This is a genomic window from Capnocytophaga sp. oral taxon 338 str. F0234, from assembly GCF_000192225.1.
Classification (GTDB): Bacteria; Bacteroidota; Bacteroidia; order Flavobacteriales; family Flavobacteriaceae; genus Capnocytophaga.
The window spans coordinates 2,335,250-2,360,944 of record NZ_GL872413.1; the positions used below are offsets into that span (position 1 = coordinate 2,335,250).

Consider the following 25,695-nt stretch of genomic DNA (forward strand, 5'->3'; position numbering starts at 1 on the left):
TTAGAGTAGCTCGCCTTATATTATAATAAAAATTTCACTTTTTCTAAAGCTTCAATAATACCTTCAGGTTTTTTACCTCCTGCAGTAGCAAAGAAAGGTTGACCTCCACCACCTCCATGAATATATTTGCCAAGCTCACGTACAATCTTGCCTGCATCCAAACTTTTACTCTTAGTAAGTTCTTTATTAATATAACACAATAGCATTGCTTTTCCTCCTTCTTGGACAGTTCCAAAGAGTATAAAGGCATCTTTGACTTCTTCTCCTAACATAAAAGCCAAATCCTTAAGAGTAGCCAAATCCAAATTCAATTGCTTGGTAAGGCATTGTATCCCATTTATAGGGATAAATTCTTTCTTCAACCCTTCTTTCAATTGTTTGGCTTGTTCTCGCTTAAGTTGTTCTATTTCCTTATGCAATTGTGCATTTTCTTCTTGTAAATTTATAATCGATTTGATAGGCTCTTGAGGATTCTTAAGCGATGCCTTGATCCCTTCCAAGAGAGCCTCCTGATCGGCAAAATACTTGAGTGCTCCTGCACTGGTAATAGCCTCAATACGACGGATTCCAGCCGCTACAGCTCCCTCTGAAATGATCTTGAAGAACCATATATCTCCCGTATTCTTTACATGAGTTCCTCCACAGAGTTCCTTACTCTCCCCAAACTGAATCATACGCACATGGTCTCCATATTTTTCTCCAAAAAGAGCCATAGCGCCTGACTCTATTGCTTGCCTAATAGGTATATTACGATGCTCTTCAAGAGGGATTTTCTCAAAGATACGCTTGTTCACCAATCGCTCTACCTTCCTAAGCTCCTCCTGAGTAAGTTTAGCAAAATGAGAAAAATCAAAGCGTAAGGATTCAGGAGCCACATGAGAGCCTTTTTGTTCTACATGGGTACCCAATACTTCACGTAGAGCTTGATGAAGTAAGTGAGTGGCACTGTGATTTGCCTCTGCCAAAGTACGTGACAGAGAGGCTACTTCTGCTTGAAATGGATCATTAAGATTCTCTGGAAGATGCTCTGCGATATGAATAATTAAGTTGTTTTCTTTCTTAGTATCCAAAATATAGATAAGTTCGCCATTGGCTGCCTGCAAAGTCCCTTTATCTCCTACTTGTCCTCCTCCTTCTGGATAAAAAGGTGTTGTATTAAAGACTAATTGATAGAGTGTACCGTCTTTTTGGCTTTCTACTTTACGATATTTCACAAGGCGCACGATAGCTTTTAAAGTATCATACCCAATAAATTCTTCCTCTTCATCATCACGGAGTATTACCCAATCATCTGCTTTTACTTGAGCAGCCGCACGAGAACGTTCCTTTTGTTTCTGTAAGTTCTCTTCAAAACCTCTTTCATCCAAAGTCATTCCTTTTTCTGAAAGAATCAATGCTGTCAGATCCTTAGGAAAACCATAAGTATCATAGAGCTCAAAAGCCTTACTACCTGAAAGTTGCTTATCTGGATTATTTTGTATCATTACATCCAACATCAATAAGCCTTGCTCCAAAGTACGCAAGAAAGAGGCTTCCTCCTCCTTAATAACACTCATAATAAGGAATTGTTGTTTTTCTAATTCAGGAAAGGTACTTCCCATTTGTTTGGAAAGGGTTTCTACTAATTTATAGATAAAGGGTTCTTTCTGTCCTAAGAAAGTAAAACCATAGCGGATAGCCCTTCTAAGGATGCGACGAATTACATAGCCTGCTCCATTATTGGAGGGCAATTGACCATCGGCAATAGCAAAGGCTACCGCCCTAATATGGTCAGAAACTACACGGATAGCTACATTTATCTCCTCTTGCTCTGGGGTTACATTTGTACCATTACTATATTTGCTTTTAGTTATTTCTTCTACTTTATGGATAAGGGGCGTGAAAACATCTGTATCATAGTTAGATTGTTTCTTCTGTAAGACCATACAAAGCCTTTCAAAACCCATTCCTGTATCCACATTATGCGCAGGGAGCTTTTCTAAAGAACCGTCTGCTTTACGATTGAACTCCATGAATACATTATTCCAAATTTCAATCACCTGCGGATGATCACGATTAACCAAATCACGTCCAGGTATTTCAGCTTTCTCCTCCTCAGAACGGATATCCACATGTATCTCTGAACAAGGCCCACACGGACCCTGATCTCCCATTTCCCAGAAATTATCTTTTTTATTTCCTAAAAGGATATGATCCTCTGCAATACGTTCTTTCCAAATATCATAAGCCTCTTGATCAAGAGGAACTCCCTCCTCAGGACTTCCCTCAAAAACAGTTACATAAAGGTTTTCCTTAGGAATTCTATAGACTTCTGTCAAGAGCTCCCATGCCCAACTAATAGCTTCTCTCTTAAAGTAGTCACCAAATGACCAATTACCAAGCATTTCAAACATAGTGTGATGGTAAGTGTCCCTGCCTACTTCCTCCAAATCATTATGCTTTCCTGATACACGAAGACACTTTTGGGTATCTACAACTCTTTTTTGCTTAGGTTTAGCATTACCAAGGAAATACTCCTTGAACTGATTCATCCCCGCATTGGTGAACATCAGTGTAGGATCATTCTTGATAACCATAGGAGCAGAAGGCACAATAACATGTCCCTTACTTTCAAAAAATTTTAAAAATTGTTGTCTTATCTCTTGTGAGGTCATATACTAAAATATTATACCTTAAATAAAAATCGGGCAAAGATACAAAATAAATATCAATTGCCAATTATTGCTCATACATTAAATTTGTGGTTTTTCTTATATATTTTCCTACCTTGTTAAACTCCTATCCTTGAGATTCACTGATCATTTATAAGAGGAATATGCTTGACTATCCTTTAAAAGTTTTCATAATGGACTTGTACTCCCGTTGGAGCAAAGGATTGGAGGATTTCCACATTTTTATTGGTCAACCAAAGATGTGATGGAGTAGCCTTATTCTCTGTAAGTAACTGATTTTGAGAAAGTATACGTTGAGTTTGCTTAGCTACCGCTTCTGCTGAGTCCATGATACGAACTTTTTCGGGTAGGATTTCTGAGATAAGTGAGGTAAGGTAAGGATAATGAGTACAGCCTAAGACAAGATAGTCCATATTTTGTTCTATCATAGGTTGAAGGTATTTCTCTAAAAGTTCTATCATTTCAGGAGTATTGATTCTACCCTCTTCAATAAGAGGTACTAAGCCCACTCCTTCTTGCTTTATTACATGGATACCCTTATCAAACAATTGCTGACAGGTACGAGCAAAGAATGCACTACGAAGGGTGCTCTGTGTCGCCAATACACCAATGGTCTTAGTTTGACTATAAAGCCCCGCTGGCTTTATAGCAGGTTCTATTCCTATAAAAGGTACTTTATACTTAGCTCTAAGATGACTAATAGCATTAGTGGTAGCTGTATTACAGGCAACTATAATGAGCTTACTATTATGTTCAAGCAAATATTCTGTATTCTTTTCACAAAGAGCTATAATCTCCTCAGAGGTCTTCTCTCCATAAGGAGCATGGATACTATCGGCTAAAAATAGGGTATCCTCATAAGGGAGCAAACGCACTAAAGTACGCCAGATAGTGGTTCCTCCTACTCCCGAATCAAATAATCCAATTGGGGTATTCATAAGTTATCAATTAACAGGCAAAAGTACAAAGATAATTATCATTTACTTTTGTAAAAAATTGGTTTAGACAACAAGGGGTATGCCAATAGCACACCCCTTATCATAATAATAATGAGAAAAACTTTTCTTATTTATCCTTTTTAGCATTTTCTTTACGTACAATCTCCCCTATTTGGTTAGAGGCAGCAAAGGAAGCAATCATATTACTAAGCATTTCAGCACCTGCTTGAGGTGAATTAGGCAACAATATCAAATTGCTCTTGGCATCCTGTCCTACGGATTGAAGGGTATCATAGTGCTGAGTAACTACAATAAGAGCAGATGCTTCCTGAGAACTAATACCCACCTTGTTAAGCACATCAACACTTTCCACTAAACCTCGTGCAATCTCCCTACGTTGGTCAGCAATTCCTTGTCCTTGCAAACGCTTACTTTCGGCCTCTGCTTTAGCTTTCTCTACGATAAGGATACGTTGCGCATCTCCTTCATATTGAGCAGCCACCTTTTCACGTTCTGCTGCATTGATACGATTCATAGCCGCTTTCACCTGTGCATCGGGGTCAATATCAGTAACTAAAGTTTTAATAATATCATATCCATAAGTTTCCATGGATTCCTGTACCTCTCGCTTCACAGCAATAGCAATATCATCTTTTTTTACAAAAACATCATCTAACTTCATTTTAGGTACCTCTGCACGTACCACATCAAAGACATAACTGGTAATCTGATCATGCGGATACTCTAATTTATAAATAGCATCATACACCTTGTCCTTAATAACAACGAACTGTACAGAAACTTTGATTTTCACAAATACATCATCCAAAGTCTTAGTTTCTACAATTACATCTAATTGCTGAATTTTAAGACTAATACGGGCAGCAATCTTATCAATAACGGGAATTTTTAATTGCAAACCTGAGTGACGAATACTCTGAAATTTTCCAAAACGCTCAATAGAGACTGCTGTTTGTTGCCTTACTGTAAAGAATAAAGAAAAGAAAACAAACAGAAAAACTAAGCCTAAAATTATGTAGGTATAACTCATAACTAATAATATTTTAATTGGGGCAAAGATACAACTTTCTAAAAACAAAAACAATATTTTCTTTTTATTATTTTTATCCTTAAAGAAAAATTAATATCATTAAAAATCCTTTGAATAAAGGTTGCAAAAATAAATAAATTTACCTAATTTTGCACTCTATTATACAGATTTATGGAATGGACACAAATGTACATAAAATCACTGGGTAATATGTCCCATAATAATTATGCTCTTCTCTTAAAAGAAACAGATGGAGCACGCCAGTTACCCATTATTATTGGAGAATTAGAAGCCTATACTATCCAACATGGAACTTTGCGCCTTCCTACCCTTGTCCCACTAATACATGATGTCATATTAGATATCATGAAAGCTAATGATATGCATATTGTACAAGCACAAATCACCAACTTTCGTGAGGGAATATTCTATGGGCAAATTATCTGCGAAAAAGCAGGAGAAACTTTCTCTTTCCCTATCCGTGTTGGCGACGCTATGGCAATTGTAATCCGCTCCAGAATCCCTCTCTTTGTTGCTACATCACTTATTGAAAAATATGGCTCTCTTCCTAAAGAACCTGATACGCCAGAGGAGAAAGAAACTTATTCCAATGAACGTACTCTTCCAAAAAATAATCTAAAACGCTATCTTACAGGAGAATTAGAAAAACTAATGAATGAGGCTATTGAACAAGAAGATTATGAATTGGCTGGTGAAATACAAGACGAACTTAATAGAAGGAAAAAAATATAATACAAATATCTATGAGACTTATCTATACTTTTATAGCGTTGTTATTCTCTATAACAGGCTATTCACAGTCCCAACAAACCACTATTATTCCTAGTGAAGGAATATCTATAGAAAGTATATTAAGAGGTGCTTTAGGAATGTGTGTACTTCTTATGATTGCCTTCCTTTTTAGTCATAATCGCAAAGCCATTGCTTGGAAAACTGTCGGCGTAGGACTTCTTATACAACTACTCTTAGCCTTCGGTGTACTGAGAGTAGAATGGGTAAGACGTGTATTTGAACTCGCTGGAAAGTTCTTTCTCCTCATTCTGGACTTCACTAAAGCAGGTAGTGATTTCCTCTTCGGTAATCTAATGGACATAAACGGAATTGGATATATCTTTGTCTTTCAGATACTCCCTACCATTATTTTCTTCTCTGCTCTTACCTCTATTCTTTTCTATTATGGTATTATTCAGGTATTTACCCGAGCGTTAGCATGGGTACTGAGTAAATCTCTGAAAATATCCGGAGCAGAAAGCCTTTCCGTTACAGGAAATATTTTCTTAGGACAAACAGAAGCTCCTCTTATGATAAAATCCTACTTAGAAAAAATGACCAAAAGCGAGATTCTCTTGGTAATGGTCGGTGGTATGGCAACAGTAGCTGGGGGCGTACTGGCTTCTTACATCAATTTCTTAGGAGGTAGTGATGAAGTCCTAAAATTAGAATTTGCTAAACACCTTTTAGCCGCCTCTGTTATGGCTGCCCCAGGAGCCGTAGTTGTCTCAAAAATATTATATCCTCAGGAAGAAGCTATTCCTACTCAATATACAACCTCTAATGAAAAATATGGCAGCAATATCCTTGATGTAATTAGTACAGGAACTACAGAAGGACTAAAACTTGCAGCCAATGTGGGAGCTATGCTTTTAGTATTTGTTGCCCTGATTGCTATGGTAAACTACTTCCTTGGTTGGGTGGGCGATGTTACCTTCTTAAACCCTATTATTGCTGACAGTAATTTCCTCCCTTATGATAAGCTTTCTTTGGAAATGATTTTGGGTTCTATTTTCTCTCCTATTATGTGGCTCATCGGAGTTGCTAAGGAGGATATGATGCTGGTAGGACAACTCTTAGGAATCAAACTTGCTGCTTCAGAATTTGTAGGGTATACCCAATTAGCAGTACTAAAGGATCCTACTGCCCCTATGCATTTTATGTATCACAAATCAATAATCATGGCAACTTATCTCCTATGTGGATTTGCTAATTTTGCCTCCATCGGGATACAAATAGGAGGTATTGGTTCTCTTGCACCTGGTCAGCGTAAAACTCTTTCCGAATTTGGAATTAAGGCTGTATTAGGAGGAACACTTGCTTCCCTTATGTCCGCCACCATTGCAGGAATGATCCTAGGTTAAAAATCATCAAAGATGTCCTTATCAAAAATTCTCCTTGTATTCATAGGTGGAGGACTGGGAAGTATGCTTCGCTACATGACTAATAATGTTATTATGCGATGGGTAGGGATAAGACCTTTCCCGTGGGCGACTTTTACTATAAACATACTAGGCTGCCTACTTATAGGAGTAGGAATTTCTCTTATCAGAGAAAATTCCCTAACCAAATACTTATTCATTACTGGATTCTGTGGAGGGTTCACTACTTTTTCCACCTTTTCGGCTGAGAATGTGCATTTATGGCAACAAGGGAACTATATACAACTTCTTTTGTATATTGTATTAAGTATTCTTATAGGCTTTTTATCTCTCATAGGAGGAACTTATATAGGGAAAACATATTTATAGATATTACTAATTCAAATAAAATTAACTAATAAATGGAAAGAATAGCTAGTTTTTGTGTAAATCACCTTAAATTACAAAGAGGAATTTATCTCTCTCGTAGAGATGTTGTAGGTAATGAAGTGATTACTTCTTTTGATATTCGTATGAAAGCCCCCTACCGAGAACCTGTATTAGGAGGGGCAGAGATACATACTATGGAACATTTGGCGGCTACATGGCTCCGTAACAGCGATTGGAAGGATAAAATTATCTATTGGGGACCTATGGGATGCATGACTGGGAATTACCTTATTTTGGCTGGTGATTATACTTCCAAAGAAATTGCTCCCCTTATCACTCATTTGTTTGAATATATAGCCAATTTTGAAGGAGATATTCCTGGAGCCTCAGCCATAGAATGTGGAAATTATTATAATAATAATCTTCCTATGGCAAAATATGAGGCTAAAAAGTATCTGGAAGAAGTACTCTATCACCTAACCGAAGAAAACTTAAATTATCCATCCTAATCTTATTAAAATAGAATGCCCTCCAAAAAGTTTTATTGCTTTTATGGAGGGCTTTAATATTCAAAAACTTTTCCTTGTAATTCACTACTCCTGGACTGTACTATTTATTTTTCTAAGTTCTTCTTTCGCATCGAAACGATTCTCTATAGGCTTATCATTAATAATATTACCATCCTTAAGTACTACTGTGCGCTTACTAAAATGTGCAATATCATCCTCATGCGTAACAAATCCTATAGTACTTCCCCTGTCATTGAGTTCTTGGAATAATTCCATAACTTCATAAGAGGTACGTGTATCCAAGTTTCCTGTAGCTTCATCTGCCAAGAGGATTACAGGGTCATTCACTAAAGAGCGTGCAATGGCTACTCGTTGCTGTTGCCCACCTGAAAGTTCACTGGGCATGTGATGCAAACGGGATTCCAAACCGACCCTTTTCAATGCCTCTATAGCACGCTCTCTACGCTCTTTTGCCGAAATTTTAGAATTGTACATTAAGGGTAGTTCTACATTTTCTATAGCAGAAGTTCTTGCCAAAAGATTATATGCCTGAAAGATAAATCCTATTTTGGTATTACGCACATTTGCCAATTCATTTTTTGTCATATTTTTTACAGAAATACCATCTAAAAGATAATCTCCTGAAGAAGGCCTATCCAAACAGCCTAATATATTCAGTAAAGTAGATTTTCCAGAACCACTGGGACCCATAATAGTTACAAATTCCCCTTCATAGATACTTAAGTTGATCCCCTTGAGAACCTTTAGGACTTCACTTCCCATTTTAAATTCTCGCTTCATATCCCTTATTTCAATAATTGACTTCTTCATAAGTTTCTATTTTGCCTTAGTATTCTGCCTTCTACGGAAACGAGGCATAAAAGGACTACCTCCATTTTGCTGATCATCTGCTGTTTTTGCTGACGGATTGATACTATTAAGAGACGTTACTACCTCCTCTCCTACAGTGATTCCTTTCATTACCTCTACATTAATACCATCATTACTTCCTATGACAATTGGCTTCTGAGAGAGCGTACCATCAGAATTTTCAACCCATACATACTTATTCTTTCCCTTGCCTATCTCAACCTTAGGCATTTGTGCTTTTATTCCTTTCTGCAGATAATACTTTGCTAAGAGTGAAAGATCTGGAGAGAAATTAATTGCCCTGTTATTAAGTGTTGTAACATCTTTTAACTCATTCGTATAGATGATAATGGTCGCAGTAAGTCCTGGTTTTAGTTTTTCTTCAGGATTCTCAGCATCTACAATAACGGTATAGGTAACCACATTAGAGGTAGTTGTGGGAGAAAGCCGTACTTGAGAGACCTTTCCTTGAAACTCTTCCAAAGGATAGGCATCCACAGTGAAGGTTACCCTTTGTCCTAACTTCACTTGACCTATATCTGCCTCATCCACATTGGCTTCTACCTGCATTTTCTTAATATCTTTAGCAATTTTAAAGAGGGTTGGTGCACTCATCGTAGCAGCCACCGTTTGTCCTACTTCTACCTCCCTACTAAGGATTACTCCATCAATAGGAGCATAGATATTGGCATACCCAAGATTCGTTTTAGCTTGGTTCAGAATAGTAAGCCTTTGGGTAACTGCAGCCTTAGCATTATGAAGTTGATAATAAGCTTGCTCGAAATCTGCCTTACTAATAATCTGATTCTCATACATGCTTTTTTTGCGATCATAATTTTGCTGGTAATAAGTAACCTCATTAAGAGAAGCATTATAATTGGCTTGTGCATTAATCACATTCTCTTGCAGATTGGTTTTGTCCAACTCTGCTAAAAGTTCTCCCTTTTTCACTTGGCTGTTGTAATCCACATATATCTTACTCACCAATCCAGAAACCTGTGTACCCACCTCTATTTCATCCACAGGTTGCACACTTCCCGTAGCAGTTACTTCTGTGGTTACATCTCCTTTTTCTACCTTTTGCTTCTGCAAAACTATAATAGCCGGCTTTTCCTTAAAGAAAAAGTAATATACCCCATATCCTATAACAATTAACAATAGAGTAAAAATACTATTTCTTAATATCTTTTTCATTCTTTTATCTTATTTTTTAATGAACATCAATATTCTTCCCTTGATAGAAATTCAACAATTGTTGGTAAAGTATTACCATGTATTTATTCTGCAAATAGGTCTGCTCCGCATTAAGATAGGTATTCCTACTGACCAAGAGTTCTGTATTGGTAAGATTACCAAATTCATGTTTTTTCATAGCAAGTTCATAAGCTAACTTAGCATTATCACGCGCTGTTTTAGAAGCAACTTCCTGTGCCTGATGTGTGGTAGCATTATGCCAAGCTGTTTCTATCTTGGTATAGAGGTCTTTTTCAGCTTGTCTACGTTCAAGTTCAGCTTGTGATTCAGAAATTTTAGCTAAAGTAACATTATCTCTATTTTTGTAACGAGAAAAAATAGGTACATTGAGTGAGAGTCCCACCGTTTGTCCAAAATTATTATCTAACTGTGTTCTATAATTCACTTCCGCACGATTGGAATATCCTGTATTTACACCTGCACTAAGAGACAGAGTAGGTAGAAAGCCTGATTTGGCTATCTGAATATCCTTCTGCGCTATTTCTTTCTGTTTTTCATATATTTTTGTATTAGGAAGTTGTTGTAAGGCTTGCTGGAAAATGACTTCTTTGTTTTCAATAGGCTCATTAACTTCCTCCTTCTGAATAATTTGAATTCTGAAATCTGTCCCTACAGGGAGTTCTAAAAGTTGCTTGAGAGCAAGTACCTGAGTTTCATATTGGTTTTGAGCTTGTATAATATTGTATTGATTATTGGCGTTTTGTGTTTCTATTTCAATAAGATCAATCTTAGCTATAGCCCCATTTTCAAAACGCTTCCTTGCCTGTGCAAGTTCTTCCTGAGAGGAAAGAGCCGTATTCTTGGCAACTGTAATATTCTCATACTTAAAAAGCGCTTGCAGATAAGCTTCTAACACACTCAGTACTATATTATTTTGAGCTTCTTTTACATATAATTCATTCTGTTCCAACACCAACTGTGTACGCTGTATTTGTAGGTTCAATCTATTCCCTTCATAGAGAGAAACTGAAGCACTTATGCCAAAACTATTAGTGAAGGTAGTTTGGTTCACCCTATCATTCGTTATCTGATTAATCACAGATCCATTGTTTACATTTGCTGAAGCATTAGCTCCTACATTAGGCAAGCGATTACTTCTTGCCTGATGATGATTAACGGAAGCTATCTGTTGGTTAAGTTGTGTTTTCTTTACTGAAATATTATTAGTAATCGCATAGTTAATACAATCAGTAAGAGACCATGTTTTTTCTTGAGCCCATATAGGAAGAGACAAAAGGGCAATAAAGATAGTTTTATATTTCATTTTCATCTTTTATTACATTTGGAGTACCTAACAGAATATTTAGGTGCTCATTTGAACTACAAAAGTAATAATTTTTCGGGAATTATATAGCAATTATATAAATTTTTTATACCTTTCTTTATCAAAATATTTTTAGATAAAAATTTGTCAGATAAAAAAAAAGGAGTATCTTTGCACCCGCTAAGTAACCTCTGGCGAAGGACGTATATGTTGCTTAGGGTTAATTTAATAATTTTTATACTTTTATGGAGTCTTTATTAAAGTACGTACAAGACAATCTCATTACAAAGAAAGATTTTCCTGATTTCTCCACCGGAGACACTATTACAGTGTATTATGAAATCAAAGAAGGAGAAAAATCCCGTATTCAGTTCTTCAAGGGAGTCGTTATCCAACGAAAAGGTACAGGTGCAACAGAAACATTTACCATCCGTAAGATGTCAGGTGAAGTAGGTGTAGAACGTATCTTCCCTATTAATATGCCTGCTATTCAGAAAATTGAAGTTAACAAATACGGAAAGGTACGCCGTGCACGTATCTTCTATTATCGAGAATTACGTGGTAAGAAAGCACGTATCAAAGAAATAAGAAAATAGTCTTTTAAACGTGATCATAACAAAAAGGTTGTCAATTGACAGCCTTTTTTTATAATTTCTATTCATTTTCAATTGATAGACCTATCATGAGCAAAACTTTTATTAATGGAGCCTCCTGTATCTCCGTACAGCCCTCTTTTACGGAGGAGTTCCCCTCTTATTCTATTGAAAACAAGGAGAATAATATACTCTATGCTATAGAACCTGCTTATAAGGAGTATATTCCACCGGCATCTATCCGAAGAATGGCTAAAGGAGTAAAAATGGGAATTGTAGCGGGAATTCATGCACTAAAGCAAGCACAAATCTCCTCTCCCGAAGCTATATTAGTAGGAACGGGGATGGGATGCGTACAGGACTCTGAGAAATTCTTACGAGGTATTTTAGACAATCAGGAACAACACCTTACTCCTACAGCATTCATACAATCCACTCATAATACAGTTGCAGGGCAAATTGCACTGAATATGCAATGCAAAGGAATGAATTTCACATACGTAAATGGGGCAGTCTCTTTTGAAAGCGCCTTACTGGAGGCTAAGATGCAAATGGAGCAGAATTTACTGAAAAATGTTTTGGTAGGAGGAGTAGATGAACACAGCCCTCATACCCTCTATTTATATGAATTAGCAAACATCATAAAAGATAAAGGAAGTCTCCCTCAATCCATTTTATCACCAAAAACTCAAGGGGTTCGTTTGGGGGAAGGGGCAACCTTCTTTGCTCTTTCTAATTATTGTAATGAGAGTACATTTGCGGAACTTATAGAGGTATCTTTCCTTAACAGAATGGATATCAATGAAATTCCTACTTTCATTAACCATTTTCTACATCAGCAAGGAATTACTATTAATGATATTTCAATGGTTATCTCTGGAAGAAATGACAACAAAGATGATATTCCTTATTTCAAAGCCTTTGAAAATTTATTTTCCTCTATTCCTATACTTATCTACAAACATCTAACAGGAGAGTTTCTTACGGCTTCTGCTATTGGATTATGGATTGCTTGTAATGCTCTCAAGAAAGGCACCGTACCTCAATCCTTGAACATACTTACCCAAAAGGAGGTAAATGCTCCCATCCAGTATATCTTACTCTATAACCAATACTTAGGGAAAGAACACAGTTTAATATTATTAAGAAAAAAATAACAATTCTATTTATACAAAATAGTTTTTTATATTAATCATTTTTTATATCTTTGTACTTTATTACTAAAAAATAAAAATATGTCATTTAATCTACCTGAACTTCCTTATGCATATAATGCTCTTGAGCCTTATATAGATGCACGTACTATGGAAATTCACTACACCAAGCACCACAAAGCCTATACAGATAACCTAAATAATGCCATTACAGGAACTGAGTTAGAAGGAAAAAGTATTGAAGATATCCTCCTTAATTTAGACCCGGAAAACAAAGCAGTTCGTAATAATGGCGGAGGTTATTACAATCATAATCTTTTTTGGGAGATCTTAACTCCTAATAAGGGGATGACTCCTTCAAAGGAGCTCTCTGAGGCTATTGATAAAGCATTTGGTTCTTTTAAAGCTTTTAAAGAGATCTTTTCAAAAGCTGCTGCTACCCAATTTGGATCAGGATGGGCATGGCTTACTGTACACAAAGGAGGGAAAATAGAGGTATGTGCTACTGCCAATCAGGACAACCCCTTAATGCCTCATATACAATGTGGCTCTCCTATATTAGGAATAGACGTATGGGAACATGCTTATTACCTAAACTATCAAAATCGTCGAGCAGACTATATTGAAGCATTCTTCAATGTTATCAATTGGAATAAAGTAAGTGAGTTATATCACAAAAATAAATAAACCTTTTGTAGATAAGATCTCTCTTATATCAGTTATTTTGAATATACAAAGAAGCTATTTCTAAGAGAATGGCTTCTTTCTTTTAGATTTTTTATTAAAATAGAGTAAAATGGCACAATTATTGAGCTACTTTTTACAGATATAAATTCTTAAAATATCCACCCCATGAAACCTAAAAAAAATCCTAATGTTGATTTAAAACGCCGTACTGGATTATTCTTTTCCATAGGTCTTGCTATAGCTACTTTTGCTAGCCTCTATGCTATTAATTATAAGACCGTAGAAGAAGGTAAAAAGAAATTAGAATTTGACAAAATTACTGACCTTACAGAGGATGTGCAGGATTTCACTATGGAGGATAATACTCCCCCTCCTGCTCAACCTGAAGAAGAACAACCTAAGGAAATTGAAGTTCCTGATGTTATCAAACAAGTAGATGACAAGGAAAAAGTAGAGGTTAATTTAAAAAAGAATGATGATAATAAGGATGATGCTTCTAACAAAGCCCCTATTCTAAAAGGTGTCCCCGGAGGTACAGGTACCGGTACAGGAGGTGATGAGGATATTCCTGATGAAGTTCAATTCTTTGCTATTGAGCAAAAGCCTATGTTTGAGCAATGTAAAGATGAACCCAAAGATCAACAGGAAAAGTGTTTTAAGAAGTCCTTAGATGCTTTTGTTAACAAAAACCTTGTCTATCCAGAAATCGCTAGAGAAATGGGAACACAAGGAAGAGTAACTGTACAGTTCCGTATCAAGAAAGATGGCACTGTAGAAGTCATTAATGTTCAAGGAAAAGAAGATATTCTTAAGAAAGAAGCTCGTCGCGTGATTGAAAAACTTCCAAAACTTATCCCTGGTAAACAACGTGACAGACCGGTAGCGGTAATCTTCTCTTACCCTATCTTATTCAGACTAAACTAATGAATATTTTTTATATTTATTACAAGTGAATAGTTAATTATTATTTTTCTATTCACTTTTAATTTTTAATCTTAACTAACTATGTCCCAAAAGATAAAATCTACTCTTTATGGATGTATCCCTTTAGTACTCATAGCCATCATTGTATGGGGGATCCACTCTTGGCGCAAAGAGAGTTCTCATGGATTATTTGTAGTAGGGAAAGCTCCTTCTTTTTGCCTTACTAACCAATATAATAAGCAGATTTGTAATAAGGATTTTGAAGGGAGAGTGTGGGTAGCGGATTTTTTCTTTACTTCCTGCCCTACTATCTGCCCTATTATGACCACTAATATGGTAGCTGTACAGAATGCTTTTTCTGATAATTCCATAGGGATAGCATCCTTTTCTATTGATCCTTATACAGATTCTCCTGAAGTATTACAAACTTATGCTAAAGAAAAGGGAATACATTCTCCATATTGGCATCTGCTCACTGGAGATAAAGAAATTGTATACCATATCGCTAATGACGGGTTTAATATTTATGCTAAAGAAGGCAATAAGCCCGAAAATTTTGAACATTCTGGATTATTTGCCTTAGTGGATACTCAAGGAAATATTGTCTGCAGGAAGGACAATACCGGAAAACCCATTATCTTCTATAATGGTATGACTAAAGAGGGAATTAATATGCTTATAGAGGACATCAAAAAACTAAAGAATAACTCCTTATAATTGACTTTATCTTGAAAAAATCTCCTGTTCAACCTAAAAAGTACTTAGGACAACATTTCCTCACCGATTTAAATATTGCTCAACAAATAGCAAACACTCTATCCTTTGATGGGTATAAAATAGTTTTAGAAATAGGTGCTGGTACTGGAGTACTTACACAATTTCTTCTCCTAAAAAAAACAGAGACTTTTGTTATTGAAATAGATAAAGAATCTGTTGAATATCTTCAAGTTCATTTTCCTCAATTAAAAAACCATATTATTGCAAAAGATTTTCTGAAGTTTGATATTGTAAGTTATTTTTCAAAGGCTTCCTTTGCTATTATAGGAAATTTTCCTTATAATATTTCCTCTCAAATCATATTTAAGTTATTGGAAATTCGCTTTTTTGTTCCTGAGTTTGCCGGAATGTTCCAGAAAGAAGTTGCTGAACGCATTTGCGAAAAGGCTGGAAGCAAAGCCTATGGTATTCTTTCAGTACTCACTCAGGCTTTTTATGATACTGAATATCTATTCACCGTTCCTGAGAATGTATTCAATCCTCCTCCTAAGGTGAAAAGTGGAGTCATTCACCTCAAACGTAAGGAGAACTATAGTCTCCCTTGTGATGAGAGACTTTTCTTTACTATCGTTAAAACTACTTTTGGGCAACGCCGTAAAACCCTTCGCAATAGCCTAAAGTCTTTTTTATCAGAGAAGGAAGAACTTAAAGTTCATTCCGTTTTTGATAGGCGTCCTGAGACACTCTCTGTAGAGGAGTTTATCACACTCACCCAATGGCTTACTCCTTAAGAATAAATTCCCCCGTTGATATTTATCACCTCCCCTGTAATATAACTTGCCTTATCAGAAACAAGAAAACTAACTAAATTAGCGACTTCTTCTGCTTTACCAAAGCGTCCCATGGGGATCCTCTTAGAGAGTTCCTTCTCATCCAAAGAAGCGGTCATATCCGTTTGTATAAACCCTGGTGCTACTGCATTAACCGTAATATTTCGCTTAGCAACCTCTTGTGCTAATGCTTTTGTAGCAGCAATCAGAGCCCCCTTAGCTGCTGAGTAATTTACTTGTCCCTCTGTACCTTTCACTCCCGAAACAGAAGCTATATTAACAATCCTCCCATAACGATTACGTAGCATTTTTTGAATAAAAAAATGGGTCACATTATAGAACCCATCCAAGGTTGTTTTCAGTACCTTATCCCAATCCTCATAAGGCATCCACATAAACAGTCCATCACGAGTAATTCCTGCATTATTGATAATCACCTCCACTAAGGCCTCCTTATTCGTTTCCTGCCAAAGAGTAAGTACTTCCTGTGTTTGCTCCTTATTGGTAACATCGAAACAGAGCAATTCTCCCACAGCTCCTAAACTCTGTACTTTGTCAAGGGTTTGTAAAGCAGCTTCTTTATTACTCTGATAATTAATAAGCAAATGATAATGATTATCATAAGCCAATTTTTCACAAATAGCTCTTCCAATACCACGAGATGCTCCTGTTATAAGTGCACATTTTTTCATATTTCTTCATTTTTTAGAAAAAAAGGCTATCTTACACTCTCAGATAGCCTTTCTATTCCTTGATTTATTAAAATATTTTCGGATACTTAACAGGATTTATCTCATTCATAATTTCATATATTTTCTCATAAATATCCTCAGCATTAGGTTTTGAGAAATAATCTCCATCAGAGGCATACGCAGGACGATGAGATTTGGATGTTAGGGTCTGTGGCTTACTATCCAAATAGCGGTAAGCATTTTGTTTGTCCACAATCTCTTGCAATAAGTAAGCAGAAGCACCTCCTTCTACATCCTCATCTACAATGAGCAGATTATTAGTCTTCTGAACACTTTTTACAGTATCATGATTAATATCAAAAGGAATTAAAGATTGAACATCAATGATTTCAATACTAATATCTACCTTATCCAATTCCTTAGCTACCTGTTCCACTATACGCAAAGTAGAGCCATAAGAAACTACTGTAATATCACGACCCTCACGAATTTTTTCCACGACCCCTATAGGAGTGGTGAATTCGCCCAAGTTGGAAGGCATTCTCTCCTTAATACGATAACCATTCAAGCATTCCACTACGAAAGCTGGTTGATTTCCTTGCAGAAGCGTATTATAGAACCCCGCTGCCTTAGTCATATTACGAGGCACCAAGAAATAAACTCCTCGCAAAAAGTTAAGTAGTCCTGCCATAGGTGAACCTGAATGCCAGATTCCTTCCAAGCGATGCCCTCGTGTACGAATAATCAAAGGTGCTTTCTGATAACCACAAGTTCGATAATTTAGAGAAGCTAAATCATCTGTGATAGTCTGTAAAGCATAAGGCGTATAATCTATATATTGAATTTCGGCTATAGGACGTAAGCCACGCATAGCCATTCCTACACCTTGTCCTATAATGGAGGATTCTCGTATACTTGTATCATCTATACGGGTAATCCCATACTTCTCTTGTAAGCCTTCCATTCCCTGATTTACATCTCCTATTTTCCCAGTATCTTCTCCAAAGGTAATCAAGTTAGGATATTTAGCAAACAGTGCATCAAAATTATCCCGCAAGATAATACGTCCATCTACCTCTGGAGCATCTTCCGCATATTTAGGAAGTACTTCTTTGACAAAAATAGGATTTTTATCATCTTCACTATATAAATGAGAACTATATCTGTCCTGTAGATCTTCAAGGATATTATTAAGCCATTTTTTGAGGTTTTTTACAGATGTTTTTTCCTCTCCTACTGCATAACGTAATGCCTTACGGGCAGTACTAATCACATCGCGATAGAGAGGTACATCTACATCAGCAAGTGCATCCTTCAGATGAGATATCTCAAGGCTATTGAGGCACTCTTTCTCCATTTCATATAGAAGATTAATAAGCTCTCTTTTGGCTGTTTTTATAGGATTTTGATACTCCATCCAAGCCTTATCACGAGCATCTTTTACTGTTTTCTTTACTTCTTCCTCTATCGCTATAAGTTCACTTTCTGTAGCTATCCCATTAGATATAAGCCATTTACGAAATTGTACATTACAGTCATATTCTTTTTCCCATTCAAGTCGTTCAGGTGTTTTATAGCGTTCATGTGAACCTGAGGTAGAATGTCCTTGTGGCTGTGTAAGTTCCGTTACATGTATAAGGGAAGGTACATGTTCAGTACGAGCTAAATGCCCTGCCTTAGCATAAGTTTCCATAAGGGCAGGATAGTCCCATCCTTTAACCGTATATATTTCAAATCCTTTGTGATTGAAATCTCGCTGGAATCCCTTAAGAGCCTCTGAAATACTCTCCTTTACTGTATGATAAGAAGCAGGAACCGAGATACCATAATCATCATCCCATACACTCATCACTACTGGAACTTGTAACACTCCTATAGCATTGAATGCTTCAAAGAAAAGTCCCTCACTGGTAGAAGCATTCCCAATGGTTCCCCAAGCAACTTCATTACCATGGTTAGAGAAACCCTCACTATTGGGAATAGAAAGATCCCGATAAATTTTAGAGGCTTGTGCCAGTCCTACCAAACGAGGAATTTGACCAGCCGTACAGGAAACATCACTTGCCGTATTATACTGGTCAACAAGCCTTTTCCAATTTCCTTTTTCATCAAGACTATGGGTAGCAAAATGCCCCCCCATCTGCCTTCCTCCGCTGTGAGGTTCATGTTCTATATTATTATCAGCATAGATACCTGCAAAAAATTGCTTAGGAGTATATTCTCCGATTGCCATCATAAATGTCTGGTCACGGTAGTAACCACTACGGAAATCTCCCTTCTGGAAAGCCCGAGCCATAGCCACCTGTGGTAGTTCCTTACCATCTCCAAAAATACCAAATTTAGCCTTTCCCGTAAGTACTTCTCTACGTCCTGCCAAACTACATTCACGGCTAAGAACAGCTATTCTATAATCCTCCAAGGATTGTTTTTTTAATTCTTCAAAAGGCATGCTTTGTAAAAAAGAGGTCGTTGTATCCATAAAAATTAGTTTTTCTGAAATAAAGCCCAAAAGTACATAAAAAATAATTATTTGCCAAGAAAATCTATCTTTTTTCATACAGATTTTTCTCTTATGGGAAATATAAAAGGCTATCCAAGAAGGACAGCCTTTCTGTTAAATTTAATTTACCAAAATATCAAACTTTTAGAATCTCTGCTTCCTTTTTAGCAAGTATTTCATCTATCTGTTTGATATACTTATCAGTAAGCTTTTGCACACGTTCCTCAGTATCCTTCTTTATATCATCGGAAATCTCTATCTTTTTGATTTCCTTATTAGCTTCTTGGCGAGCATTACGCACCCCTATTTTAGCTTCTTCGCTTTCTCCTTTAGCTTGTTTTACAAGTTCTTTACGGCGTTCCTCCGTTAACGGAGGAACACTAATGATAATTGTTTCTCCATTGTTCATAGGATTAAACCCTAAATTGGCTACCATGATAGCTTTTTCTATTGTTGAGAGCATATTTTTCTCCCAAGGTTGTATACTAATAGTTCGAGAATCAGGAGTATTCACATTTGCCACTTGGCTTAAAGGTGTTTGTGAACCATAATAATCCACAAATACACTCCCGAGCATCTGAGGAGAGGCTTTCCCTGCACGGATATTGAGTAACGATTTCTCTAAATGTGCTACTGAACCTTGCATTGCCTCCTTAGTACTCTCTAAAATAAAATCAATTTCTTCATTCATAGATAGTTGTTTTTTATTTGTTATAAATATCCTTTCGGTTGGCAAAGATACAATATTTAAGTGAAAAATAAAAAATGAAACTTAAAAATTTTTAATCATCCTTTCCAAAAATCTACTAAGATAATCATTTCTTCTCCCTTACCTGTCAAACAAAACTATTATATTTCTCCAAAGAGTCATAAATATATACAAATCAATTCATTAAAATCAATATGACAAAAAACTTTTTTTATCATAAAAATTTTTTTAATTAAAAAAAAGATGTACTTTTGGCACAGAATTAAAACTTATTAAACTACAATTATTTATGAAAAAATCTTTATTCTATATTCTCTTCTTTCTATTAATCCCTACTGCCTGCCAACACAATGGTGACCTTATGATAGAAGATTTTGAATCAGGATCTTTTCAAGATTGGATTATTGAGGGAGATGCCTTTGGACAAGTTCCTGCTGAGGGAAGTCTTGCAGGCGAACAAGAAGTTATTGGATTTCAAGGAAAATATCTTGCTAATAGTTTTCATAATGGAGATGATTCCCGTGGAATCCTCACCAGTAAACCTTTTCGTATAGAACGAGACTTCATTAACTTTCTTATTGGAGGAGGTAATTCCAGTGATACCTATATAGAACTCCTTATTGGAGAACAGAGTATTTATAAAACACATAGCCCTGTGGAGAGTGAAACTCTACAACTAATGAGTTGGGATGTAAAAACTTACAAAGGACAACAAGCCACCCTACGCATCGTAGATAACCAACGTGGCAGTTGGGGGCATATCCTTATCGATGCTATTGAACAAAGCAATCTTTTTAAAAGTAATATAATGGAAAACTACACTCTTACCTACAACATTTCCCAAAAGTACCTTCTCCTTCCTATTGAGGATAGTGCTCCAGAGACTAAAGTACAACTCTTAGTGGAGGGAAAAGAGATGGGTGCCCCTATGGATATCCGCCTTGCTAAAACACACATTCAATATTGGTTACCTCTTCCGGTAGCTTCCTATCAAGGGAAGAAAATTTCGCTCGTTTTTAGGCAAGTTACAAAAGGAGATATGGGGATTCACCAAATAAAACCTTCTAATACTTTTGATTATAATTATAAGGAATCCTATCGCTCTTGCTACCATTTCACTCCTGAATATGGCTGGATGAATGACCCTAATGGTATGGTATATCATAATGGAGAGTATCACTTATTCTACCAATATAATCCCTATGGAGCTCGCTGGGGGAATATGCACTGGGGGCATGCTATAAGTGAAGACATGATGCATTGGAAGCAGCTCCCCGTCGCCCTTTCTCCTGATAGCTTGGGAGCTATCTTTTCTGGTAGTGCAGTGATAGATAGAAATAACTCCGCAGGCTTTGGTGAAAATGCCATGATTGCCTTCTATACTTCTGCAGGTGCACAACAATCTCAATCCATTGCTTATAGCCTTGATAACGGACGTACATTTGTCAAATATACTCATAATCCTGTGATTCCCAATCCTAATATTCAGGATTTTCGTGATCCTAAAGTATTTTGGTATGATCCTCAGAAGAAATGGATTATGTCATTAGCTACTTCACAAACTATTACTTTCTACACATCTAAGAACCTCAAGCAGTGGGAAAAACTTAGTGAATTTGGACAAAATATAGGAGCTCATACAGGTGTATGGGAATGCCCTGACCTCTTCCCTTTAACTTATAAGGGACAAAAAAAATGGATACTCTTTGTGAGCATTAACCCAGGAGGCCCTAATGGAGGAAATGCTACCCAATATTTTATTGGTGACTTTGATGGAACTACCTTTACCCCAGATCCTCTTCCCTACCCTCTCTGGATTGATTACGGACGTGACAACTACGCAGGAGTTACTTGGAGTAATATTCCTGAAAGTGATGGACGCAGAATTTTCCTTGGTTGGATGAATAATTGGGATTATGGTAATTCAGTGCCTACCCAAAATTTTCGAAGTGCTATGACCCTACCACGAGAACTAAGACTTGCTGACAACGGACAACACTTAGTAGTTGCAAGCTTTCCTGTACAAGAGGTAGGAGAAGAGAGAGATAGTAATCCCGTTATTATAAACAAACTCACTGAGAATCCCCTGCCCATCAGTGCTGATTTCTATAACAACGGGTATGTGGTGAGCTTCACTGTCAAGCTCAATACTCTTAAGAGCTTTAGTTTTTCTCTACAAAATAGCAAAGGAGAAAAGATAGTGTATTCTTTTGATACAACAGAGAAAACCTTTGTAGTAGATAGAAGCCAAAGTGGTCTTACTAACTTTAGTGGTAACTTTGCCGAGCCTCTAATCAAAGCTCCTTTGACTCCAAAAGAAAGCTATACCATACACCTTTGGGTGGATAAAGCCTCTACCGAAGTCTTTGTCAATGGAGGTGAGGTGGTACAGACCAACATCGCTTTTCCTACAGAACCTTATAACCAATTATGGTTCAATCTAAGAGGAAATACAGACGTTAGTATAGAAAATATTACACTTTACAAGATAAAAAATTAATAACAACAAAGGAAAAACAGGGAGAAAGCAACTTTCCCTCTGCTTTTCTATTAATAACCACTCTAAAATTATTGGATAATGAAAAATAAAATCATAGGACTTGGAGAGATTCTTTGGGATGTATTCCCTGAAAGAAAAATATTAGGAGGTGCCCCTGCTAATTTTGCTTATCATATCTCTCAATTTGGCTTTAATGGTTATACAGTAAGTGCCATTGGTAATGATTCCTTAGGTAAGGAAATCTTAGATAACCTGGAAAAGAAACAGCTTAATTATCTGATAGAGAAAACTGATTTCCCTACAGGTACTGTAAAAGTTAGTGTAGATAACTGGGGAGTTCCTCAATATGAAATCTGTGAAGGAGTTGCCTGGGATAATATTTCTTTTACCTCCCGCATGGCTAATCTTGCTAAGGAGGCACAAGCAGTTTGTTTTGGCTCTTTGGCACAACGTAACAGATTATCACGAGCTACTATCAATGCTTTTTTAGATGCTATGCCTAAAGACAGTATAAAGATATTTGACATCAACCTTAGACAGAACATTACACTCGGGAAATCATAGAAAACTCATTACAAAAATCTACTATCCTTAAAATCAATGATGAAGAAGTTGTAAAAATTGCTAAACTTTTAAAATGGGAAGCCTCTGAAAAAGATATTTGTAAACACTTATTAAATAATTACAATCTTGATATTCTTATACTTACCAAAGGAACTGAAGGAAGTTGGGTACTTACTCCCAAAGAAGAATCTTTCCTGCCTACTCCAAAAATAACTATTGCTGATACTGTAGGTGCTGGAGATTCCTTTACAGCTGCTTTTATAGCCTCACATCTGCATGGACGTTGTCTTGTTGCCTCTCATCAATTAGCCGTAGAAGTATCTGCCTATGTATGCCAGCAACATGGAGCTATGCCTAAACTTGCTGATGCTCATTTGGAACTATTTAGATAAAAAATTTTATTTATTATCTTTAAGTCCTCTCTTTCCTTCACAATATGACTGAAATATACAAAGAAGAAATAATAGAATAAAATACTAAAAATAACTTTTACAATAGTTTTAAAAGGTATTTAATAGCAGATATAATGTAAATAAAAACCATTCATAGGAACATCTACACTTAAGAACTCATCATTTATTAAGCTAATAAATGATGATAGAATTTGTCAAATATAATTTTAAACCAAGCAGTATATTGCTGGGGCGATTGTGCTATACCCTCTTTTATTGCTTCCAAAGGGAGCCATTTCCAAGAGGCAACCTCCTTAGGATTTACCACAGGAATATCATCACTACAACCTACCAATACATAATCATACTCATGTTCAGTAAGTCCATTATCAAAATCAGCCTTATAAATAAAAGAAAAGAGTTCCTTTAAGGGAATTCGTAAGCCCATTTCTTCCCAAAGCCTACGTTCACCTGCTTGTATATTGGTCTCTCCTTCTCGGGGATGACTACAACAGGTATTTGTCCAAAGCCCCGGTGAATGATATTTGGAAAAAGCCCGTTGCTGAAGGAGTATCTCTTTTTTAGAGTTGAATACAAATACAGAAAAAGCTCGATGGAGTAGCCCCTTTTCATGAGCTTCCATCTTCTCCATTAGTCCAATAGGACGGTCTGCATCATCTACTAAAATAACATACTCTTTCATTAGTCTATCAAGGATTCAAAAGTCATATAATCCCCTTTCGTAAGACCTAACTTATCGGATAAGCCTGCATTAATTTCAAGTACGTACATAGCATTTCCTTCTGACGGACGTGAAGTCTCAGAGAGAGGCTCTGCATTCTTAGCTATACTCACAATATGCTTATCCTTATCTAAATAAATAATATCCAGAGGGATATAAGTGTTTTTCATCCAAAAAGAACGAGGTTTCTCCTCATGAAAAACAAAGAGCATACCCTGATTCTCCTTCATGGATTTTCGGTACATCAATCCTAGCTCAGTTTCTCGCTCTGTTCGGGCAAATTCAACATCAAAGGTTTTAATAAGAGTATTATCTTTTTTATAGAAAGAGAGATTCCCTTCATGTTCAAAAGGAGGTTCATATTCCTTTATTTCATCAGGAGTCACTATCTGTTGGGGGAGTGTGTCATTATTAGAAAAAAAACGTGGTAACACTGTAGCTAATGCTACTAATATTAATATTCCTATAAGGATATTAGTAAAATGTTTTCTGAAAAAATCCATCGAAATTCATTATTATTTTTAGGGGACAAAAATACAACTTTTGTAGAAAAATGAAAAGCAAAAAGCAAAAAATTAGTAATCTGTCAATTCATCATCAATGTCTGTTATTTCTCACAATAGCTTTCCTGCAAAAAATAAAATACTCATCAAAAAAGTTGAGAAAGCTACTACTTTCAGCTGTGAATCAAAATCCTTAGGATTCTTTACTCCTCTTACGTAAAACAGATGAAAGACTAAAGGAATAAAAGCTATAATATACAAAGCCTTATAACGAAATTCAAAAGTAAACACTGTATAGAGCATCATCAAAAGCATAGGTAATATAATAAGTAGATAATGATAATACTTAGCAAATGAAAGTCCTATTTTTACAGGAATAGTATGTTTTCCCATTTGCTTATCATTCACCATATCACGCATATTATTAAGATTCAATACTCCCATACTAAGCATCCCACAAGCAGAGGCTGGAAGTAAAACTAAAATATCAAATCTTTGTGTATAAAGCATATAGGAACCCATTACACTTACCCAACCAAAGAAAATGAAAACAAATATATCTCCCAATCCCTTATATCCGTATGCAGATTTTCCTACTGTATATCGGATAGCTGCAAAAATAGCCCCCCCTCCTAGAATTATAAATACAAGAGCTAATATCCATTCCTCTTCAAAAGCAATCCCTATAAGTACCAGTGCCGAAATAGCTGAAAGAATAGCGGTAACAATAACTACTCGTTTCATCTCCTCAAGAGTCATAGCTCCTAATTGTATAGCTCGCTTAGGACCTAAACGCTGATCATTATCTGTTCCTTTCTGAGCATCTCCATAATCATTAGCATAATCCGAAAGAACTTGAAATAATACAGTGGTTAACAATGCTAAAAGAAAAATACTCCACTGAAATTCACCTTGACCATAAGCGATTGCACTCCCCAATATGATTCCTGATATAGAAAGAGGCAGTGAACGCAAGCGAGCAGATTGGTATAAGCTATGAAAAGTTATCACAATTATAATTATTAAATAAAAACAAACAATAACCCCGAGTACTTACTCGGGGTATTAATACAATCAATATTAAAGT

The 25,695-nt window shown here is 36.3% G+C and carries 23 protein-coding genes and 1 pseudogene; 12 read left to right on the forward strand and 12 right to left on the reverse strand.

The features are described from left to right. Positions 1-20: 20 nt before the first annotated feature. The 3 genes from alaS to HMPREF9071_RS10665 all read right to left on the reverse strand — a co-directional run bounded on the left by alaS (position 21) and on the right by HMPREF9071_RS10665 (position 4,661). Positions 21-2,654: an alanine--tRNA ligase gene (gene alaS / locus HMPREF9071_RS10655; protein WP_009746657.1), complete on the reverse strand. Its 2,634-nt coding sequence runs from the start codon at positions 2,652-2,654 to the stop codon at positions 21-23. A 176-nt stretch (positions 2,655-2,830) separates the two neighbouring features. Continuing rightward, a complete protein-coding gene (gene murI, locus HMPREF9071_RS10660; protein WP_009746658.1) occupies positions 2,831-3,610 on the reverse strand; it encodes a glutamate racemase in 780 nt (259 codons plus the stop codon). 127 nt (positions 3,611-3,737) lie between these two features. Continuing rightward, positions 3,738-4,661 carry an SPFH domain-containing protein gene (locus HMPREF9071_RS10665; protein WP_040358110.1) on the reverse strand — a complete coding sequence of 308 codons (924 nt, stop codon included), beginning with the start codon at positions 4,659-4,661 and terminating at the stop codon, positions 3,738-3,740. Between the two features lie 210 nt (positions 4,662-4,871). Between HMPREF9071_RS10665 and HMPREF9071_RS10670 the strand changes: the two genes are divergently transcribed. The 4 genes from HMPREF9071_RS10670 to HMPREF9071_RS10685 are packed head-to-tail and all read left to right on the forward strand — an operon-like array spanning position 4,872 to position 7,713. Then, positions 4,872-5,414 (forward strand): bifunctional nuclease domain-containing protein, encoded by a 543-nt coding sequence (locus HMPREF9071_RS10670; protein ID WP_040358591.1) that lies wholly within the window; start codon positions 4,872-4,874, stop codon positions 5,412-5,414. An 11-nt stretch (positions 5,415-5,425) separates the two neighbouring features. Further along, the gene (locus HMPREF9071_RS10675) at positions 5,426-6,817 is read left to right on the forward strand and encodes a NupC/NupG family nucleoside CNT transporter (protein ID WP_009746661.1); all 1,392 of its coding nucleotides are present in this window, start codon (positions 5,426-5,428) and stop codon (positions 6,815-6,817) included. 12 nt (positions 6,818-6,829) lie between these two features. After that, positions 6,830-7,204: a fluoride efflux transporter CrcB gene (gene crcB, locus HMPREF9071_RS10680; RefSeq protein WP_009746662.1), complete on the forward strand. Its 375-nt coding sequence runs from the start codon at positions 6,830-6,832 to the stop codon at positions 7,202-7,204. 32 nt (positions 7,205-7,236) lie between these two features. Next, complete coding sequence (locus HMPREF9071_RS10685; RefSeq protein ID WP_009746663.1) at positions 7,237-7,713, forward strand: S-ribosylhomocysteine lyase; 477 nt, start codon at positions 7,237-7,239, stop codon at positions 7,711-7,713. Positions 7,714-7,797: 84 nt separating this feature from the next. Here HMPREF9071_RS10685 and HMPREF9071_RS10690 read toward each other — a convergent pair whose 3' ends face one another. Genes HMPREF9071_RS10690 through HMPREF9071_RS10700 form a run of 3 tightly spaced genes read right to left on the reverse strand, consistent with a single transcriptional unit; the run spans position 7,798 to position 11,107 of the window. After that, positions 7,798-8,544, reverse strand: a complete 747-nt coding sequence (locus HMPREF9071_RS10690) for an ABC transporter ATP-binding protein (RefSeq protein ID WP_009746664.1) — start codon at positions 8,542-8,544, stop codon at positions 7,798-7,800. A 6-nt stretch (positions 8,545-8,550) separates the two neighbouring features. Beyond that, positions 8,551-9,777: an efflux RND transporter periplasmic adaptor subunit gene (locus HMPREF9071_RS10695; protein ID WP_009746665.1), complete on the reverse strand. Its 1,227-nt coding sequence runs from the start codon at positions 9,775-9,777 to the stop codon at positions 8,551-8,553. Between the two features lie 16 nt (positions 9,778-9,793). Next, positions 9,794-11,107, reverse strand: coding sequence for a TolC family protein (locus tag HMPREF9071_RS10700; RefSeq protein ID WP_009746666.1), 1,314 nt, complete (start codon positions 11,105-11,107; stop codon positions 9,794-9,796). 239 nt (positions 11,108-11,346) lie between these two features. On the opposite strand from HMPREF9071_RS10700, the gene rplS reads away from it, so the two are divergent. From rplS to rsmA, 6 genes are all read left to right on the forward strand, one after another. Beyond that, positions 11,347-11,697 (forward strand): 50S ribosomal protein L19, encoded by a 351-nt coding sequence (rplS, locus tag HMPREF9071_RS10705; protein ID WP_009746667.1) that lies wholly within the window; start codon positions 11,347-11,349, stop codon positions 11,695-11,697. Positions 11,698-11,783: 86 nt separating this feature from the next. Next, positions 11,784-12,851 (forward strand): beta-ketoacyl synthase N-terminal-like domain-containing protein, encoded by a 1,068-nt coding sequence (locus tag HMPREF9071_RS10710; protein WP_009746668.1) that lies wholly within the window; start codon positions 11,784-11,786, stop codon positions 12,849-12,851. 78 nt (positions 12,852-12,929) lie between these two features. Then, positions 12,930-13,535, forward strand: coding sequence for a superoxide dismutase (locus HMPREF9071_RS10715; RefSeq protein ID WP_009746669.1), 606 nt, complete (start codon positions 12,930-12,932; stop codon positions 13,533-13,535). Positions 13,536-13,700: 165 nt separating this feature from the next. Next, positions 13,701-14,459, forward strand: a complete 759-nt coding sequence (locus tag HMPREF9071_RS10720) for an energy transducer TonB (protein ID WP_009746670.1) — start codon at positions 13,701-13,703, stop codon at positions 14,457-14,459. 81 nt (positions 14,460-14,540) lie between these two features. Then, positions 14,541-15,176 carry an SCO family protein gene (locus HMPREF9071_RS10725; protein ID WP_009746671.1) on the forward strand — a complete coding sequence of 212 codons (636 nt, stop codon included), beginning with the start codon at positions 14,541-14,543 and terminating at the stop codon, positions 15,174-15,176. 11 nt (positions 15,177-15,187) lie between these two features. After that, the gene (gene rsmA, locus HMPREF9071_RS10730; protein ID WP_009746672.1) at positions 15,188-15,967 is read left to right on the forward strand and encodes a 16S rRNA (adenine(1518)-N(6)/adenine(1519)-N(6))-dimethyltransferase RsmA; all 780 of its coding nucleotides are present in this window, start codon (positions 15,188-15,190) and stop codon (positions 15,965-15,967) included. On the opposite strand, the gene fabG is transcribed toward rsmA, so the two are convergent. The 3 genes from fabG to frr all read right to left on the reverse strand — a co-directional run bounded on the left by fabG (position 15,964) and on the right by frr (position 19,889). Beyond that, positions 15,964-16,698, reverse strand: a complete 735-nt coding sequence (gene fabG / locus HMPREF9071_RS10735) for a 3-oxoacyl-ACP reductase FabG (RefSeq protein ID WP_009746673.1) — start codon at positions 16,696-16,698, stop codon at positions 15,964-15,966. The two genes, rsmA and fabG, sit on opposite strands and share 4 nt — an antisense overlap. Before the next feature lie 67 nt (positions 16,699-16,765). Further along, positions 16,766-19,177 (reverse strand): thiamine pyrophosphate-dependent enzyme, encoded by a 2,412-nt coding sequence (locus tag HMPREF9071_RS10740; RefSeq protein WP_040358593.1) that lies wholly within the window; start codon positions 19,175-19,177, stop codon positions 16,766-16,768. A 157-nt stretch (positions 19,178-19,334) separates the two neighbouring features. Next, positions 19,335-19,889 carry a ribosome recycling factor gene (gene frr, locus HMPREF9071_RS10745; RefSeq protein ID WP_009746675.1) on the reverse strand — a complete coding sequence of 185 codons (555 nt, stop codon included), beginning with the start codon at positions 19,887-19,889 and terminating at the stop codon, positions 19,335-19,337. Positions 19,890-20,196: 307 nt separating this feature from the next. On the opposite strand from frr, the gene HMPREF9071_RS10750 reads away from it, so the two are divergent. Further along, positions 20,197-22,407, forward strand: coding sequence for a GH32 C-terminal domain-containing protein (locus tag HMPREF9071_RS10750; RefSeq protein ID WP_009746676.1), 2,211 nt, complete (start codon positions 20,197-20,199; stop codon positions 22,405-22,407). 78 nt (positions 22,408-22,485) lie between these two features. Next, positions 22,486-23,363 (forward strand): annotated as a pseudogene (locus HMPREF9071_RS12695) (carbohydrate kinase). A 187-nt stretch (positions 23,364-23,550) separates the two neighbouring features. Here the strand turns inward: HMPREF9071_RS12695 and idi are convergent. From idi to menA, 3 genes are all read right to left on the reverse strand, one after another. Next, on the reverse strand, positions 23,551-24,066 hold the full coding sequence (idi, locus tag HMPREF9071_RS10760; protein ID WP_009746678.1) for an isopentenyl-diphosphate Delta-isomerase: 516 nt from the start codon (positions 24,064-24,066) through the stop codon (positions 23,551-23,553). Beyond that, positions 24,066-24,608 carry a DUF192 domain-containing protein gene (locus HMPREF9071_RS10765; protein WP_009746679.1) on the reverse strand — a complete coding sequence of 181 codons (543 nt, stop codon included), beginning with the start codon at positions 24,606-24,608 and terminating at the stop codon, positions 24,066-24,068. Before HMPREF9071_RS10765 ends, idi begins: the two co-directional genes overlap by 1 nt. A gap of 111 nt (positions 24,609-24,719) precedes the next feature. Next, complete coding sequence (menA, locus tag HMPREF9071_RS10770; RefSeq protein WP_009746680.1) at positions 24,720-25,619, reverse strand: 1,4-dihydroxy-2-naphthoate octaprenyltransferase; 900 nt, start codon at positions 25,617-25,619, stop codon at positions 24,720-24,722. Positions 25,620-25,695 lie beyond the last annotated feature (76 nt).